This is a genomic window from Agreia sp. Leaf335 (assembly GCF_001423605.1).
Taxonomy (GTDB): domain Bacteria; phylum Actinomycetota; class Actinomycetes; order Actinomycetales; family Microbacteriaceae; genus Agreia.
Genome location: NZ_LMOQ01000004.1, coordinates 362132 through 376299 on the forward strand (window position 1 = coordinate 362132; position 14168 = coordinate 376299).

The following is a 14168-nucleotide window of genomic DNA, read 5'->3' on the forward strand; positions in this document are numbered from 1 at the left end:
ATGAGTTTCGACTGGGCATTCTTCGTCAAGAACCTGTTCACTCCGTCAGGGCCGTTTCTGCAAGGACTCGCCCTGACCGTCGTGATCTCGATTGTCGCCATGCTCGGCGCCCTGGTGGTCGGGCTCGTCATCGCTCTCATGCGCCGGTCGGAGTTCGCTCCGCTTCGGGTCGTGGCGAGCTTCTACATCTGGCTGATCCGCGGCACGCCTCTGCTGGTTCAGTTGGTGATCATCTATACCGGGCTCGCGGCGGCCAACGTCGTTCGTTTCCAAGATGGCGAGATCGGCGGCATTCTGATCAAGGCCGCTGTGCAGGCGGCGATCGTGGGCCTGATCATCAACGAGAGCGCCTACATCTCCGAGATCATCAGGGCAGGCCTCGACTCCGTGCCCATCGGGCAGAGCGAGGCCGCCGCGGCCATGGGCATGTCGGGCATCTCATCGATGCGCTGGATCATCCTGCCCCAGGCGCTCCGACTCATGGTTCCGCCGCTCGGCAACTCGTTCAACGGCCTCATGAAGAGCACCTCGATCCTGAGCGTGATCGGAGTCTCGGAGATGTTCCTGGTCGCCCAGAGCATCAGCGCCGCGAGCTTCAAGACCTTCGAGATCTTCGCGGCGGTCGCCGTGTACTACCTGGCGCTGACGACCATCTGGACCATCGTGCAGGCCGCGATCGAGCGTCGACTGAACGCCGCTGTCGGCATCGACGCCAAGATCTCGCCCTGGCAGCGTCTGTTCGGCGGACGACGCGGCGCCGTTCTGCAACCCGCAACACCCGAGATCGGAGAGCTGCGATGACATCGACAACTACTACCCCGACAGTGTCGGCGAACGATGTGACGTGCACCCTTGGTGGCAAGCGCATCCTCGACGGTGTCTCGCTCGAGGTGGCCCCCGGCGAGGTCGTTGTGCTCGTGGGGCCGTCGGGCGCCGGTAAGACGACGTTTCTGAGAACGATGAACGGCTTGGAGCGCATCGACGGCGGCGATCTCGAGGTCGCCGGCGAGCCCATGAATTACGAGTTGGCCGCGAACGGACGACGCCGTGACCTGCCCCGCAAGGTGCTCACCGCCAGGCGGCAGGAGATCGGCTTCGTCTTTCAACACTTCAACCTCTTTCCGCATATGACCGCCTTGGAGAACGTCTGGCACGCGCCGGTGCGGGTACGCAAGGTTCCGAAGAGCATCGCGATACCCCAAGCCGAGGCTCTGCTCGAACGTGTGGGCCTCGCAGACAAGGCGGGGTCGCGCCCCAACAAGCTCTCGGGTGGGCAGCAGCAGCGCGTGGCGATCGCGCGAGCGCTGGCCATGAAGCCCCGTCTCATGCTGTTCGACGAGCCCACGAGTGCGCTCGACCCCGAGATGGTCGGAGAGGTGCTCGATGTGATGAAAGAACTCGCGGTCGAGCACATGACCATGGTCGTCGTGACGCACGAGATGGGCTTCGCTCGCGAGGTCGCAGACCGGGTCGTGGTGATGGACGCCGGCAAGATCATCGAGGTCGCGCCCCCGGCCGATCTCTTCGCCCATGCGCAGCATCCCCGCACCCAGGCATTCCTCTCCAAGATCCTCTGAAGGCACCACAACACCATGACTGACTCCCAGCGCCGGCAATCTGGCGCCATCGCGACACCCCACGTTCTGGCCACACAAGCTGGCGAGCGCGCATACGAACGCGGCGGTTCGGCGATAGATGCTGCTCTCGCCGCAGCCGCCGTGCTCTGCGTCGTATATCCCCACAACGTCAGTATCGGCGGCGACCTCATCGCCCTCGTGCGCAGCCCCGACGGGGCCGTTCGCTGCATCAACGCGTCGGGCCCGGCGCCTCACCTGGTCGACGCCGATGCGCTGAGATTGGCGCACGGCGACGAGCTGCCCTACCGCGGCATCAGCACGGTGACGGTGCCCGGGGCCCTCCGGGGATGGGAATCGCTGCATCGCATGGCCGCGGCACGACCCTGGTCGGAGATCTTCGACGACGCGCTCGACGCGGCATCGGGTGTTCCCGTCGCGCGCTCATTGGCCGACGCTTTCGTGACGGAGGGTGCATCCATCGCGTTCGACCCGGGTTTCCTCTACGTCTTCCAGCAGCACGGCCGGTTTCCGGTCAGGGGAGACCTGCTGAGGCAGCCCGCTCTGGCTCGAACGCTGGCGACGCTGCAGGCCGAAGGCGCCGACGCGTTCTACGAGGGGAGCCTGACGGGCGACTTCCTCGCCGGCCTCGAGGGGCTCGGCTCGACACTCTCGGCTCCTGATCTCCTGCTCTACCGCCCGGAGATCGTCGACCCGATCGTCACGGACTACGGGCCGTGGAGGGTGCACACGAGCCCGCCGAACTCGCAGGGCTTCGCGCTGCTTCGCGTGCTGGAATACCTGAGAGACCAGGGCGTCGTCGACCCGCTCGGCACGGGATTCGGCGAGCTGATGCAGCTCTTCTACCGGGCGAACCATCTGCGCGACGAACGATTGGGCGATCCGCGATCGGGCGCCCTAGAGCTCGATACGCTCCTGTCGGAGTCGTCCGTGCGGAACACCGTCGTGGGTTCGGGGTTCGAACGACCCCGAGGCGACACCGTCGGCATCGCGGCGGCAGACTCGACGGGCTGGTCCGTGTCGCTGATCCAGAGCGTCTACCACGCGTTCGGGGCTGGCGTCGTCGAGCCAAGCACGGGCATCCTGTTGCACAACCGCGGCACGAGCTTCTCTCTTCGACCCGACTCGCCCAATCTGCTGGCGCCCGGACGGCGCCCGCTGCACACCCTGATGCCCGTGATCGTGACTGAGGCAGACGAGCTTCGCGCGGTCTCCGCGACGATGGGCGGGCAGGGTCAACCGCAGATCCACGCCCAGGTGCTCTTGCGAGTGGCTGCGGGTGCGTCGGCGGCCGAGGCCGTCGCCGCCCCGCGCGCGATCGTGGGTCCACAGCAAGACGGAGACTCGTCGACGACGTTGTATTTCGAGCCCGACCTGGTGCCCGAAGCGAGGCGGTCGTTGAACGAGACCGACCTCGATCTGCGGCCCACACCGCCGCTGAGCGAACTCGTGGGGCACGCGAATCTGATCCTCGTGACCGACGACGGCATGTTCGATGCCGGCAGCGACCCGCGCGCCGACGGGTCGGCGTCGATCGAGTAGCCCGATCAGCGGTAGCGCGACGGCACGGTCCAGTGCCGGCCGAACTCTGCATCGAAGGAGGGCGGCTCGAACGGGCTGTCTCCGCCGGCCGGGTAGCTCGTGAGCTCTCCGAAGACGATGCGGTCGGGCAGGGCGTAGAGGTCGACACGAACGAAGTCGGTCTCGGCCCCGAGCCTCTCGGCGATCGAGATCATCTCGTCGAGACGGTCGGGGCGCTGGCGCGGCGGAGTCGCCCACGCCGGTCCGCCGCTCATGGGCAGGTGCCGCCAGTCGGCGTCGTAGAAGTCCTGCGTGCGCTCGTCGAAGCGGCCGGCATCCACCTGGATGTACTGGCACCGCCCGTGGAACACGAAGAACTTGTAGTCGTCGGGAATGCCGCCCGGCGCCACGAGCATCTCCTCGACGATCACGGCCGGCGCGACTCGGCCGTAGGCCCACTCGCGATTGGGGCCCTGCCCGTAGAGCTTCGTCATCCAGACCGAGGCGATCTCGATCAGCGCGTCGACCCTGACGGCGGCGGGGCGCACGTGGCGGTAGACCCAGCCCCAGACGGCCGGCGGCAACGTCTGGTCTTCGGATGCCTGTGGCGACACCACGATCGCGGCGCCGCTGCCGTGGGTCGGCTTCACGACATACGACTCGGGCAGCTCGAGCTCGCGCAGGCTCTCGGGATCACGCAGGATGCCGTAGGCCTTCGGCAGGTACTCCTCGCCGACTCGCGCGGCCACGTACTCGCGAACCGCCGCCTTGTCGGCGAAGGTGACCAGGAGCATCCGATGATCGCGCAGCATCTTGTAGCGCACCTTCTCGGTGAAGGTCTGCGGCCTGCGGGTGCGCAGCAGCCGCGCGGCGCGAACGAGTCGACTGCGCTGGCGCCAGCGCACTTTCGGTGTGGACACGGGTCGATCGTCTCCCGTTACGCGCGAGTGAGCGTCGGAAGGGCGTCGACGAGCGGGGCGAGTTCGGGCATGTCGCGGGCCGCGGTCAGCGCGCGCTCGAGGGTCTCGTCGTGCACGGGGCGGGCATCGGCGAGCAGTGCCTGACCCGCCTCGGTGAGCTCGGTGTAGATGCCCCGGCGGTCGTCGGCGCACAGCACGCGGGTGAGCAGCCCGCGCTCCTCGAGCCTGTTGACGAGGCGGGTGGTGGCGCTGGGGCTGAGGGCCGTGGCGCGCCCCAGCTGCTGCATGCGCATGTGCCAGCCGTGCTGGCGACTGAGCGCATCCAGAACCGTGTACTCGACAACCGAGAGACTGACGCCCGAGGTGAGGGCGCGCTCGAGTTCGCTCTCGATGAGTCCGTGCAGAGCGGCCAGCGTGCGCCAGCCCTGCGAGCGGATCTCGACGGCGTCGTCTGCGATTCCCATGGTTCCTCCGGTGCTCCGACAAAGTAGTTGCTTGCGCGGCATAACTGCGTGTGCAATGATTTAGCCCGCGCTTGCAACTACTAGCGTACGCGCTCTACCCGAGCGCGTGAAGCCTCATCGAATCTCCCACGGAGTCACGCATGCCCCTCGGTCTCATCGCCCTCGCCCTCGGAGGCTTCGGAATCGGACTCACCGAGTTCGTCATCATGGGTCTGCTGCCCGAAGTGGCGAGCGAGTTCGCCGTCACGGAGGCCACGGCGGGGTGGCTCATCACCGGCTACGCCCTCAGCGTGGTCGTCGGCGCGCTCGCGATTCCCGCCCTCGTCACGCGCCTGCCGCGCAAGCAGGTGCTCATGGGGCTGCTCGTGCTCTTCGTCGCCGGCAACCTCATCTCGGCCCTCGCGCCCAGCTACGAGCTCATGCTCGCCGGCCGGGTCGTGGCCGCGCTCTGCCATGGCGCCTTCTTCGGCATCGGCTCCGTCGTCGCCGCAGACATGGTCGCGCCCACCAAGAAGGCCAGCGCGATCGCGGTCATGTTCACCGGCCTCACGGCAGCCAATGTGCTCGGCGTTCCGTTCGGAACGTTCCTCGGTCAGGCCTTCGGATGGCGCTCCACCTTCTGGGCCATCACGGTCATTGGTGTGATCGCGCTCGCGGGCATCCTCGCCCTGGTTCCGCGCTCGGCGGGTGCCTCGGCCGACGCCCCGAGCCTGCGAGCGGAGCTCAGCGCCTTCCGCGCCCCACAGGTATGGTTCTCGATCGCCATCACCGTGCTCGGCTACGGGGGAATGTTCGGTGCCTTCACCTACATCGCCTACGTCCTCACCGACGTCTCGGGCTTCGCCTCGAGCGCCGTTCCGTGGCTGCTGGTGCTGTTCGGTGTGGGTCTGTTCATCGGCAATTTCGTGGGCGGTAAGACCGCAGACAAGGCTCTGGATGCGACGCTCATCGTCGTTCTCGCGGCGCTCGCCCTCGTGCTGCTCGGCTTCGCCCTGACGGCCCAGAGCCAGATCGCCACGATCATCGCCCTCTTCCTCATGGGAGGCTTCGGCTTCGCCACCGTTCCCGCCCTGCAGATGCGCGTGATGCGCTCGGCGGGCTCCGGCGCCGCGACCCTCGTCTCGGGCGCGAATATCGGAGCCTTCAACCTGGGCAACGCTCTCGGTGCCTGGCTCGGAGGCATTCTTATCGCCGCGGGGCTCGGCTACACCTCGCCGATCTGGGCGGGAGCGGGGCTCACCATCCTGGCGCTCGCGGTGGTGATCCCAGCCGCGGCCGCCGTGAAGCGCGCCGCCGCGCAGGCGGACGCGGACGCAGCTGCCCCGGTCCGCGCCGGTTCGGAGCATCCGCTGCCGGTCGACCAGTAGCGGATACCCCGAACGGGCGCCGATGCCCCGACGCGGCAGCGGCGGTTCTCAGTGGGCCTGGCTGCCCAGCTCGATCACCAGCACGCCCACTGCGATCAGCGCGATTCCCGCGAGCATGCGAGGGGTGAGTCGCTCCTTGAAGAAGACGCGCGCTCCGATCGCGGTCAGGGCGACACCGGATGCGGCCCAGATTCCGTAGGCGATCCCGACGGGCATGCCGGCCGACAGCGAGAAGGTCAGCAGGGTGAAGGCCGTGATGTAGAAGACGGCGACGGGAGCGATCCACCTCTTCTTGCGCAGGCCTTCGGAGGCGCGGAGCGACATGGTCGCGGCGACTTCGGTGATGATGGCGCCGATGAGCAGAAGCCAGATCATGACCCGACCTCCGTCTTCGTCTTCTCGGATCGCGGATGGCCGGTCTCGACCAGCACGACGCCGGCGACCACGATGACGATGCCGAGGCCGATCAGAAAGGTGAATGCCTCGCCGAAGACGAGTGACGCGAAGACCGCGGTCAGGGCGACGCCCGCAGCGGCCCAGATGCCGTAGACGACTCCGATGGGGGCGCCGATGCGCAAAAGGTACGACAGGGCGATGAACGCTCCGATGTAACCGAGCACCGCGAGAATCGCCCACCATGGGTCGTCGAGCGCCGCGCGAAGAGACAGGGTCGCCGTCACCTCCAGCAGGATCGCGCCCGTGAGAACCAGCCACTTTCTCATGAGGGGTTCCTCTCGATGAGCGCGAGCAGTCGACCGACGAGGTCGGCGCGGCGATCGGCGTCGAGTGTGATGATGCCCGTGGACTCGGCGATCCAGAGGCCGTTCGTCGCGAGCCACACCAGAAGGAGGCCGGTGCTTTCTCGGGCGTCGAAGTCGAACCAGGTGTGCAGGTAGTCGAGCCACGGCTGCGACAGATCGGGCCTGCGCACCGCTTCGGAAAAGACCACGAACTCGCCCGCGGTGACGCCGCCTTCGCTCGCGAACCGAACGAATGCGTCGACGCGCTGCTCGAGAGTCGACTCGTCGAGGGGTACGGAGAGCGCATCCTGCAGTTCCGCCTGCCAGCGTGCGATCACGTGCTCGATGACGGCCACCATCATGGCGTCTTTGCTGGGGAAGTGGTACATCAGGCCCGCCTTGGTCAGCCCGGCCTCGGTCGCCACCGACTGATAGGTGATGTCGGCTCCTCCGCTGGCGTCGACGACCCTCAGTGCGGCATTCAGAATCTCTTCTCGTGAACTCGATCTCATAGCCATAACCTACCGTACGTACGGTAAATATTGCTTCGGGGTTTCTGGGAGCGCCGATGGGAAGGCGTCAGGATTCCTGCCCCAGCCGCTCGGATTCCGTTAGGACGCCTCACGGCTGCCGATGACCGGCGTAGACCTGCATCTGTGACCCTCACTTCTCTCCTCCCCTCGCTCAGAAAAAGCATCCCCGACCCGTTCGTGATCGACCGCTGGCCCGAGTGGACGCACCTCACCACCATCGACGTCGTGGTCTCGGGAGTGTCGCTGCTGCGCCTCGTCGAGCTCTGCGACACCCCGTGCGTGCACATCGCCGCGGCCGTCGTTCCCGGCACGCATGGCCGGCCGTCCGACATCGAACAGTCCTCGGTCGTCGTGGCGCAGGTCGTCGAAATTCCTCGCGAGGGTGCACTGATTCTGGATGCCGACCTCACGCGCGTGCAGGCTCATGTGTCGGAGGCGCGCCTCATAGGTCGTGCCTCGACCCAGCACTCCGTGCCCTTCTCGCTCTCGGCAGAGCACTCGGCGGTTCTGCCCGCCGACCTCCGCGTCGGCGACCTCATCGCCATCCCGTGCCGCGGTGCTGTCTGCCGCCGTCAACTGCGGTCGGGCGGCGCCTCGTGAGCCTGATGTCCACCGTCGCACGCTACGGGCGCACCCACAGGCGCGGCCTCGATCGACGATTCTGGCCGCGCGATGCAGCGGCGATCGGAGACGACATCCGGGTCGTCGGGGAATCGATGGTCGGCATGGCGCGCGCCGTCGGAACGCCGTGCACTCGCGTCGTCGAGGCAATCGATCGGGGCGAGTGGGCGACCGGTCGAGAGGGCGAATCCCAGCGGTTCTGCGGCGTCGTCGTGGCCACGGTCGAGCTCGTCGCGCCGTCGGGCGACGGCGAGGGTGTTGACGTCTGGCTCGATGCCGAGCTCGACGGATGCGACCCCGTCGCCGGGTCGGTGCGGCTGCTCGGTCGGCATGCGTCGGATGCGCAACGCGCGTTCACTCTGCGCCCCGCTCCGCGAAGGGGCGAGTTGCGCGCGATGCTGCCCACAGGCATCCGGGCGGGCGATCTGCTCGCGTTCATCGTGGCGGAACCCGTGGCGCTGCACGACATCCGTCGTCGCTCGTGGCATCGGGAGCGCCTGCTGTAGGGCAGGCGGTCGAGGCGCGTTCAGACGATGTCTGCGGTGAGCGATCAGCTGAGCGCGAGCACCATCTCGACCTCGTTCTGGGTGCGGTCGAGCGGGTAGGGGATCGTCTCGCCCGTCTCGACGTAGCCGCGTCGCGTGTAGAACGCGCGTGCTCGCGGGTTGTCCTCGTGCACGTGCAGCCGCAGGCCGCCCTCGGGAACCGCGGCGCGCGCCCAGGTCTCGATCTCGTCGAGCAGCGCATCCGTGAGGCCGCGGGCCGCACCGCGCCAAGATGGCGTGACGTAGACGCTCACGAGCATGGCGTCACCGCGCCCATCGAGGTAGGCGCTCATGGTTCCCAGCCAGGCGCCGCTCGCCGTGTCGACCGCCGCGAGTCCGAGGCTGCCCTCGCGCGCCGCCCGCGAGGCTCGCGAGCGCCACTCGACCTCCGGCTCGCGGAGCGCGCTGTCGAGGGTCTCGAGAAAGGCCAGGGGAGTGTCGGCGAGCATCTCGAGGCGCAGTTCGCGCAGCCGAGGCCAGTCGCCCTCGGAGATGCGGTCGATCCTGAATTCTGACTTCACCGGGCGAGGCTAGCGGGACGATGTTCATCGCGCAACCGGGTGGGCGACGTCCATCCGAGTGCGGGAACGTGTCCGAATTCCTTCTGAGACGCCCGACGATGGGCGAGGAAAGGCACCACCATGACAGACATCACTGCACACCACGGACTCCTGAACGACACGAAGCTGCACGTCGACGACACCGGCGGATCGGGCCGCCCTGTCGTGCTCATCCACGGCTGGCCGCTCAGCGGCGAATCGTGGAAGTACCAGGTTCCTGCACTCGAAGCCGCAGGGTTCCGGGTCGTCACCTACGACCGGAGGGGATTCGGCCGAAGCGACAAGCCGCTCACCGGCTACGACTACAACACACTCGCCGACGACCTGCAGGCTGTGCTCACGTCGCTAGACCTGCGCGACGTCACCCTCGTGGGCTTCTCCATGGGCGGCGGCGAGGCGGCGCGCTACTTCACGAAGTATGGAGCCGAGCGCATCCACAGTGTGGTCTTCGCATCGGCCGTGCCGCCGTATCTGTTGCAGACGCCCGGCAACCCGGATGGCCCTCTCACCGCGGCACTCGCCGCGAAGATGACCGCCGGTCTCACTGCCAACCAAGAATCGTTCTACGACGACTTCACGACGCAGTTCTTCTCGGTCGACGGCAAGCTCGTCGTCACGGAGGAGCAGCGTCAGGAGGCCCTCGCTCTCGCCCTGCAGTCGTCGAAGGTCGCCGCGCTCGAGGCCATGGCGTCGTTCGCGTCGACCGACTTCCGAGACGACCTGCCGAACGTGACGGTTCCCGCGCTGGTCATCCACGGAGACGGCGACGCGACCGTGCCTTTCGAGGGTTCGGGCCAGCGCACACATGCGGCGTTGACGACGTCTGAGGTGCACGTTGTCTCGGGCGGCCCGCACGGAGCGAACGTCAGCCACGCCGACGAGTGGAACCGTGTCGTCATCGACTTCCTGTCGAAGTAGAGACCGCTCGTCGAGTGCGGGTGTCGCTGGCCGGCGCGGTGGTTCTGCCACCGCGCGCGGCGGCGACGCCTGCGCTCGACGTTACGGGCGCAGGCGCCGGATGCGGATGGGCCCGCGGGCGGTTGCGAGGTCGACCGGCTCGCCGCCCTGCGTGATCTCGACCTCGCCGCGGGCGACGAGGCGACCCGCCGCGCTGCGCGACGCATCCATCAGATCGCGCCAGTCGTCGTCGCCGACGGCACGCGCGGCATCCGAGGGGCAGATCGTCGAGCTGAGCGCCCGCTGCTCGAGCAGCTCGATGATCTTCTGCTCGAGCTGGAGGTCGATGTCGGGATTCGAGCCAAAAGACATGAATCCAGTCTGCGCCTTCAGTCGGCCTGCGGCCACCAGCTCGGCAGGAATACGCCGTAGGCGGCCATGAACGCGTCGGTGCTCCGCGGCGCGGGGGTGGCGAGCCAGGCCTCGAGGGCGCCGACCGTGCCATTCGCGATGAAGCGCGCAGCGGCATCCGCCACGAACCCCTCGGGAGGGATGGACGTCGACTCGGGCACGGCGAGCGCGTGCCGGTCGAGCAGCAGGGTGACCGACTCGGCGAAGTGCTGACTGAGCAGCGGCTGAAGGCTCGCCGATCCGCTCGACTCGCCGAGCCCGCGAATGTAGACAGCGGCGTGCGAGTCGACGTGTTCGAGCACGGCGACGGTCACGCCTCTGATCGCCAGGGATGCCTGCCGCGCGGTCGTCAGATCAGCCTCGCGCAGGTAGGTGGTGCGGAGTTCGTCGAGTTCGGCGCGAAGAACCGACTCGAGCAACGAGGCTGGCGACGTGGCGTGCTGATAGAAGGTGGAGCGATTGATGCCGGCAGAGATCGCGAGCTCGGACGCTGTGATCTCGCTCGCCTGCTTGTCGGCCGCCAGAGACAGCACGGCGGAGGCGAGCCGGGCGCGGGTCTTGATCTGGCGGGAGTCCACACAGCGAGTGTAGGAGCCTCAGCCGCCGATTCGCCCCGAAGATGGTCCTGACTTTGACAATCATTATCAATAAAGCTATTTTCAAAATCGACCCGCATTGCATCCCACTTAGAACGGCTCACCCTCCCGTGAAAAAACTCCTCTCCATCAGCGCGCTCGCCGCGGCCACCGCGCTCGTCCTCTCCGGCTGCGCATCCGGTTCCACCGGTGCCGGCGCGACCGACGACCCCACGAATTCCTCGGGCGTGCGTATCGTTGCGTCGACCGACGTCTACGGCGACATCGCCCAGCAGATCGGCGGCGACCGGGTGAGCGTGACCTCGATCATCGACGACCCCGACAAAGACCCGCACGAGTACGAAGCAGACGCCCGCACGCAGCTGTCGCTCTCGAAAGCCCAGCTCGTGATCGAGAACGGCGGCGGTTACGACGACTTCGTCGAGAAGATGCTCTCTGCCGCCGACAACAAGGTCGCGCCGGTGCTGAACGCCGCCGACATCTCGGGCTACGACCAGGAACCCGCCGAGGGCGAGTTCAACGAGCACGTCTGGTACGACTTCCCGACCGTGCAGAAGCTCACCGACGAACTCGTCGACCAGCTCAGCGCGATCGACCCGGATGGCGCCAAGAGCTACGAAGAGAACGCCAAGACGTTCGAGGGCCAGCTCGCTGCGCTCGAGCAGCAGGAGAAGGACATCAAGGCGTCGTTCGACGGAGCGGGTGCCGCGATCACCGAGCCCGTGCCGCTCTACATGCTGAGCGCCGCCGGCCTCGTCAACAAGACGCCGGCCGCCTTCAGCGAGGCGATCGAAGAGGGCACCGACGTTCCCGCAGACGTGCTCAAGCAGACCACCGACCAGTTCTCCTCAGGAGAGGTGAAGGTTCTCGTCTACAACGAGCAGACCTCCGGCGCCCAGACCGAGCTCGTGCTGACGGCTGCGAAAGACGCGAAGGTGCCGGTCGTTCCCGTCACCGAGACCCTTCCCGAGGGCACCGACTACATCAGCTGGATGACCACCAACCTCAACGCGCTTCAGGGCGCGCTCAGCGGCAAGTAGTCTTCACCGAGTGAAGATCTTCGGGGCGAAGTCGGCGCGAGCCGCTTCAGAAGCCGCCCCCTCGCCCCGCAACGCGCCACGGCACGTGGTGCTGCGCGTGCGGGGCGGGGCGCTTCAATTCGGTGAGCGTCGGCTCTGGCACGACCTCGACTTCGATGTGCGTGCGGGCGAGTTCATCGCCGTGCTCGGGGCCAACGGCTCGGGCAAGTCGAGTCTGCTCAAGGTCATCCTCGGCCAGCAGCAACTGAGCGCCGGAACGATGACCTTCGAGGGTTCACCCGTGACCCGGGGAAACCGTCGCATCGGTTACATTCCGCAGCAGAAGCTCGCCGACGAAGGAGCTCCGCTTCGCGGCCGCGACCTCGTCGCGCTCGGCGTCGACGGCCACCGCTTCGGTCTGCCGTTGCCCCGGGCGGCGCGACGCCGCGAGGTCGACGAGCTGCTCGCCTCCGTCGGCGCATCCGAATATGCGAACGTGGCCGTCTCGACACTGTCGGGCGGCGAGCAGCAGCGGTTGCGCGTCGGGCAGTCGCTCGCGGGCGATCCGCGCCTGCTGCTGTGCGACGAGCCGCTGCTCTCGCTCGACCTCGCCCATCAGCGCGCGGTCTCCGAACTCATCGACACGCATCGCAGGCAGCGCGACCTCGGCGTGCTCTTCGTGACTCACGACATCAATCCGGTGCTCGACATGGTCGACCGGGTTCTGTACCTCGCCGGCGGCTCCTTTCGTATCGGCACGCCAGACGAGGTGCTGCGCAGCGAGGTCCTCTCCGAGCTCTACGGCTCACCCGTCGACGTGATCCGCACGCGCGGACGCGTGATCGTGGTTGGTGTTCCGGATGCGAGTCACGGGCACGACGGGCATCATCACCACGACGACGACCCCGTCGTGAGCGACCCCGGTTCGGCGGCACCGAGCGGCGGGGCGCGATCGTGAACGGCATCGACTGGGGCGACCTCTGGTCGCAGATCTTCAACTTCTCCGACTACGGCGATCTGATCGTGCTCCTGCAGAACTCGATCATCGCGGGCGCCGTGCTCGGCATCGTGGGCGGCCTCATCGGCGTGTTCGTGATGTCACGCGACATGGCGTTCGCGGTGCACGGCATCAGTGAGCTCTCGTTCGCGGGCGCCTCCGCCGGGCTGCTCTTCGGCGTCGGCGTGGTCGAGGGATCGCTCATCGGTTCGATCGTGGCGGCTCTCATCATCGGCTTCCTCGGCGCGAAGTCTCGAGATCGCAATTCGATCATCGCCGTGCTGATGCCTTTCGGACTCGGTCTCGGCATCCTCTGCCTGGCCCTCTACCCGGGCCGCAGCGCCAACAAGTTCGGGCTGCTCACGGGCCAGATCGTCGCCGTCGACGACCCGAGGCTCAACTCGCTGATCGCCATCTCGATCGTGGTCGTGGTCGGCCTGCTCGTGATCTGGCGCCCGCTCACGTTCGCGAGCGTCGACGCCGATGTGGCCGCCGCGCGGGGCGTGTCGGTTCAGGCGCTCTCGATCGTGTTCATGCTGCTGCTCGGCCTGGCCGTCGCCGTCTCGGTGCAGGTCGTGGGATCGCTGCTGGTGCTGTCGATTCTCGTCACTCCGGCGGCAGCTGCACTGCGGGTGTCGTCGTCGCCCATCGTCGTTCCTCTTCTCAGCATGCTCTTCGCGGTGCTCTCGCTCGTGGGCGGAATCATGCTGGCGCTCGGAGGGTCGGTGCCGATCAGCCCCTACGTCACCACGATCTCGTTCGCCATCTACGTGGTCTGCCGCATCATCGCGGCGTCACGGGCGAGACGGGGCATCTCGGGTCGACAGGCGTTGGTCTGAGGCTGCCGGGCCGAACCTCGGCGACGCGGGTTAACATTAAGGTGATGTCGGTCCTACGTGGCCTCGGAGGTAGATGATGGTCGTGAAGCGCAATACCTGGCAGCGCGAGGCTGTGCGCGCCGCACTCGGCACGCAGATCGGCTTTGTGAGCGCTCAGGGCCTGCACTCCAACCTGCACTCCACCGGCTCCCACATCGGCCTGGCCACGGTCTACCGCGCGCTGGCCGACCTGGCCAGCGAGGGCGAGGCCGACTCGCTGCAGTCGCCCGACGGCGAGAGCCTCTACCGCGCGTGCAGCACCGGGCATCACCACCACCTCATTTGCCGCGGCTGCGGTCTCACGGTCGAGATCGAGGCCGACGAGGTGGAGTCGTGGGCGCGCAAGACGGCTGCGCTGCACGGATTCTCCCGACCCGAACACGTGGTCGACATCTTCGGCTTCTGCAGCTCCTGCGTGCCGACGCCCGCCGGCTGACCCAGCGCACGCGCGTACTTGCGCGCATCCGGCCGGTCGCCTAAACTCGGTAGCTGGTCGAGTGGCAT

General features: G+C 67.4%; 19 protein-coding genes. 11 read left to right on the forward strand and 8 right to left on the reverse strand.

The window, feature by feature from the left end:
* Genes ASF79_RS16225 through ASF79_RS16235 form a run of 3 tightly spaced genes read left to right on the forward strand, consistent with a single transcriptional unit; the run spans position 1 to position 3137 of the window.
* Positions 1–801 carry an amino acid ABC transporter permease gene (locus ASF79_RS16225; protein WP_055857012.1) on the forward strand — a complete coding sequence of 267 codons (801 nt, stop codon included), beginning with the start codon at positions 1–3 and terminating at the stop codon, positions 799–801.
* The gene (locus ASF79_RS16230) at positions 798–1577 is read left to right on the forward strand and encodes an amino acid ABC transporter ATP-binding protein (protein WP_055857015.1); all 780 of its coding nucleotides are present in this window, start codon (positions 798–800) and stop codon (positions 1575–1577) included. The genes ASF79_RS16225 and ASF79_RS16230 overlap by 4 nt, the downstream gene beginning before the upstream one ends.
* A gap of 15 nt (positions 1578–1592) precedes the next feature.
* Positions 1593–3137: a gamma-glutamyltransferase family protein gene (locus tag ASF79_RS16235; RefSeq protein ID WP_055857018.1), complete on the forward strand. Its 1545-nt coding sequence runs from the start codon at positions 1593–1595 to the stop codon at positions 3135–3137.
* Positions 3138–3142: 5 nt separating this feature from the next.
* On the opposite strand, the gene ASF79_RS16240 is transcribed toward ASF79_RS16235, so the two are convergent.
* Together ASF79_RS16240 and ASF79_RS16245 are read right to left on the reverse strand one after the other, a co-directional pair.
* Positions 3143–4036, reverse strand: a complete 894-nt coding sequence (locus tag ASF79_RS16240) for an ATP-grasp fold amidoligase family protein (protein ID WP_235500800.1) — start codon at positions 4034–4036, stop codon at positions 3143–3145.
* 17 nt (positions 4037–4053) lie between these two features.
* Positions 4054–4500 (reverse strand): MarR family winged helix-turn-helix transcriptional regulator, encoded by a 447-nt coding sequence (locus ASF79_RS16245; protein ID WP_055857021.1) that lies wholly within the window; start codon positions 4498–4500, stop codon positions 4054–4056.
* 140 nt (positions 4501–4640) lie between these two features.
* On the opposite strand from ASF79_RS16245, the gene ASF79_RS16250 reads away from it, so the two are divergent.
* Positions 4641–5867 carry an MFS transporter gene (locus tag ASF79_RS16250; protein WP_055857025.1) on the forward strand — a complete coding sequence of 409 codons (1227 nt, stop codon included), beginning with the start codon at positions 4641–4643 and terminating at the stop codon, positions 5865–5867.
* 48 nt (positions 5868–5915) lie between these two features.
* Here ASF79_RS16250 and ASF79_RS16255 read toward each other — a convergent pair whose 3' ends face one another.
* Genes ASF79_RS16255 through ASF79_RS16265 form a run of 3 tightly spaced genes read right to left on the reverse strand, consistent with a single transcriptional unit; the run spans position 5916 to position 7119 of the window.
* Positions 5916–6242 carry a DMT family transporter gene (locus tag ASF79_RS16255; RefSeq protein ID WP_170927337.1) on the reverse strand — a complete coding sequence of 109 codons (327 nt, stop codon included), beginning with the start codon at positions 6240–6242 and terminating at the stop codon, positions 5916–5918.
* Positions 6239–6589, reverse strand: a complete 351-nt coding sequence (locus tag ASF79_RS16260; RefSeq protein WP_055857029.1) for a DMT family transporter — start codon at positions 6587–6589, stop codon at positions 6239–6241. The genes ASF79_RS16255 and ASF79_RS16260 overlap by 4 nt, the downstream gene beginning before the upstream one ends.
* Positions 6586–7119 (reverse strand): TetR/AcrR family transcriptional regulator, encoded by a 534-nt coding sequence (locus ASF79_RS16265; RefSeq protein ID WP_055857032.1) that lies wholly within the window; start codon positions 7117–7119, stop codon positions 6586–6588. The genes ASF79_RS16260 and ASF79_RS16265 overlap by 4 nt, the downstream gene beginning before the upstream one ends.
* 144 nt (positions 7120–7263) lie before the next feature.
* On the opposite strand from ASF79_RS16265, the gene ASF79_RS16270 reads away from it, so the two are divergent.
* Both ASF79_RS16270 and ASF79_RS16275 read left to right on the forward strand, forming a co-directional pair.
* A complete protein-coding gene (locus ASF79_RS16270; RefSeq protein WP_055857035.1) occupies positions 7264–7740 on the forward strand; it encodes a hypothetical protein in 477 nt (158 codons plus the stop codon).
* A 5-nt stretch (positions 7741–7745) separates the two neighbouring features.
* The gene (locus ASF79_RS16275; RefSeq protein ID WP_055857038.1) at positions 7746–8267 is read left to right on the forward strand and encodes a hypothetical protein; all 522 of its coding nucleotides are present in this window, start codon (positions 7746–7748) and stop codon (positions 8265–8267) included.
* Positions 8268–8311: 44 nt separating this feature from the next.
* Here ASF79_RS16275 and ASF79_RS16280 read toward each other — a convergent pair whose 3' ends face one another.
* Positions 8312–8827, reverse strand: coding sequence for a GNAT family N-acetyltransferase (locus ASF79_RS16280; RefSeq protein ID WP_055857041.1), 516 nt, complete (start codon positions 8825–8827; stop codon positions 8312–8314).
* Between the two features lie 120 nt (positions 8828–8947).
* Here ASF79_RS16280 and ASF79_RS16285 point away from each other — a divergent pair, with 120 nt between their 5' ends.
* Positions 8948–9784 (forward strand): alpha/beta fold hydrolase, encoded by an 837-nt coding sequence (locus ASF79_RS16285; protein ID WP_055857043.1) that lies wholly within the window; start codon positions 8948–8950, stop codon positions 9782–9784.
* 81 nt (positions 9785–9865) lie between these two features.
* Here the strand turns inward: ASF79_RS16285 and ASF79_RS16290 are convergent, their stop codons facing one another.
* A complete protein-coding gene (locus ASF79_RS16290) occupies positions 9866–10135 on the reverse strand; it encodes a DUF3253 domain-containing protein (protein ID WP_055783132.1) in 270 nt (89 codons plus the stop codon).
* A gap of 17 nt (positions 10136–10152) precedes the next feature.
* Entirely contained in the window at positions 10153–10752 is a 600-nt protein-coding gene (locus ASF79_RS16295) for a TetR/AcrR family transcriptional regulator (RefSeq protein ID WP_055857049.1), read from the reverse strand.
* A gap of 128 nt (positions 10753–10880) precedes the next feature.
* Here ASF79_RS16295 and ASF79_RS16300 point away from each other — a divergent pair, with 128 nt between their 5' ends.
* From ASF79_RS16300 to ASF79_RS16315, 4 genes are all read left to right on the forward strand, one after another.
* Positions 10881–11810, forward strand: coding sequence for a metal ABC transporter solute-binding protein, Zn/Mn family (locus tag ASF79_RS16300; RefSeq protein ID WP_235500801.1), 930 nt, complete (start codon positions 10881–10883; stop codon positions 11808–11810).
* Between the two features lie 91 nt (positions 11811–11901).
* Positions 11902–12747 (forward strand): metal ABC transporter ATP-binding protein, encoded by an 846-nt coding sequence (locus ASF79_RS16305; RefSeq protein ID WP_082496013.1) that lies wholly within the window; start codon positions 11902–11904, stop codon positions 12745–12747.
* A 5-nt stretch (positions 12748–12752) separates the two neighbouring features.
* Entirely contained in the window at positions 12753–13625 is an 873-nt protein-coding gene (locus ASF79_RS16310) for a metal ABC transporter permease (RefSeq protein WP_082496012.1), read from the forward strand.
* A gap of 76 nt (positions 13626–13701) precedes the next feature.
* Entirely contained in the window at positions 13702–14100 is a 399-nt protein-coding gene (locus ASF79_RS16315; RefSeq protein ID WP_055783122.1) for a Fur family transcriptional regulator, read from the forward strand.
* Positions 14101–14168: the final 68 nt, after the last annotated feature.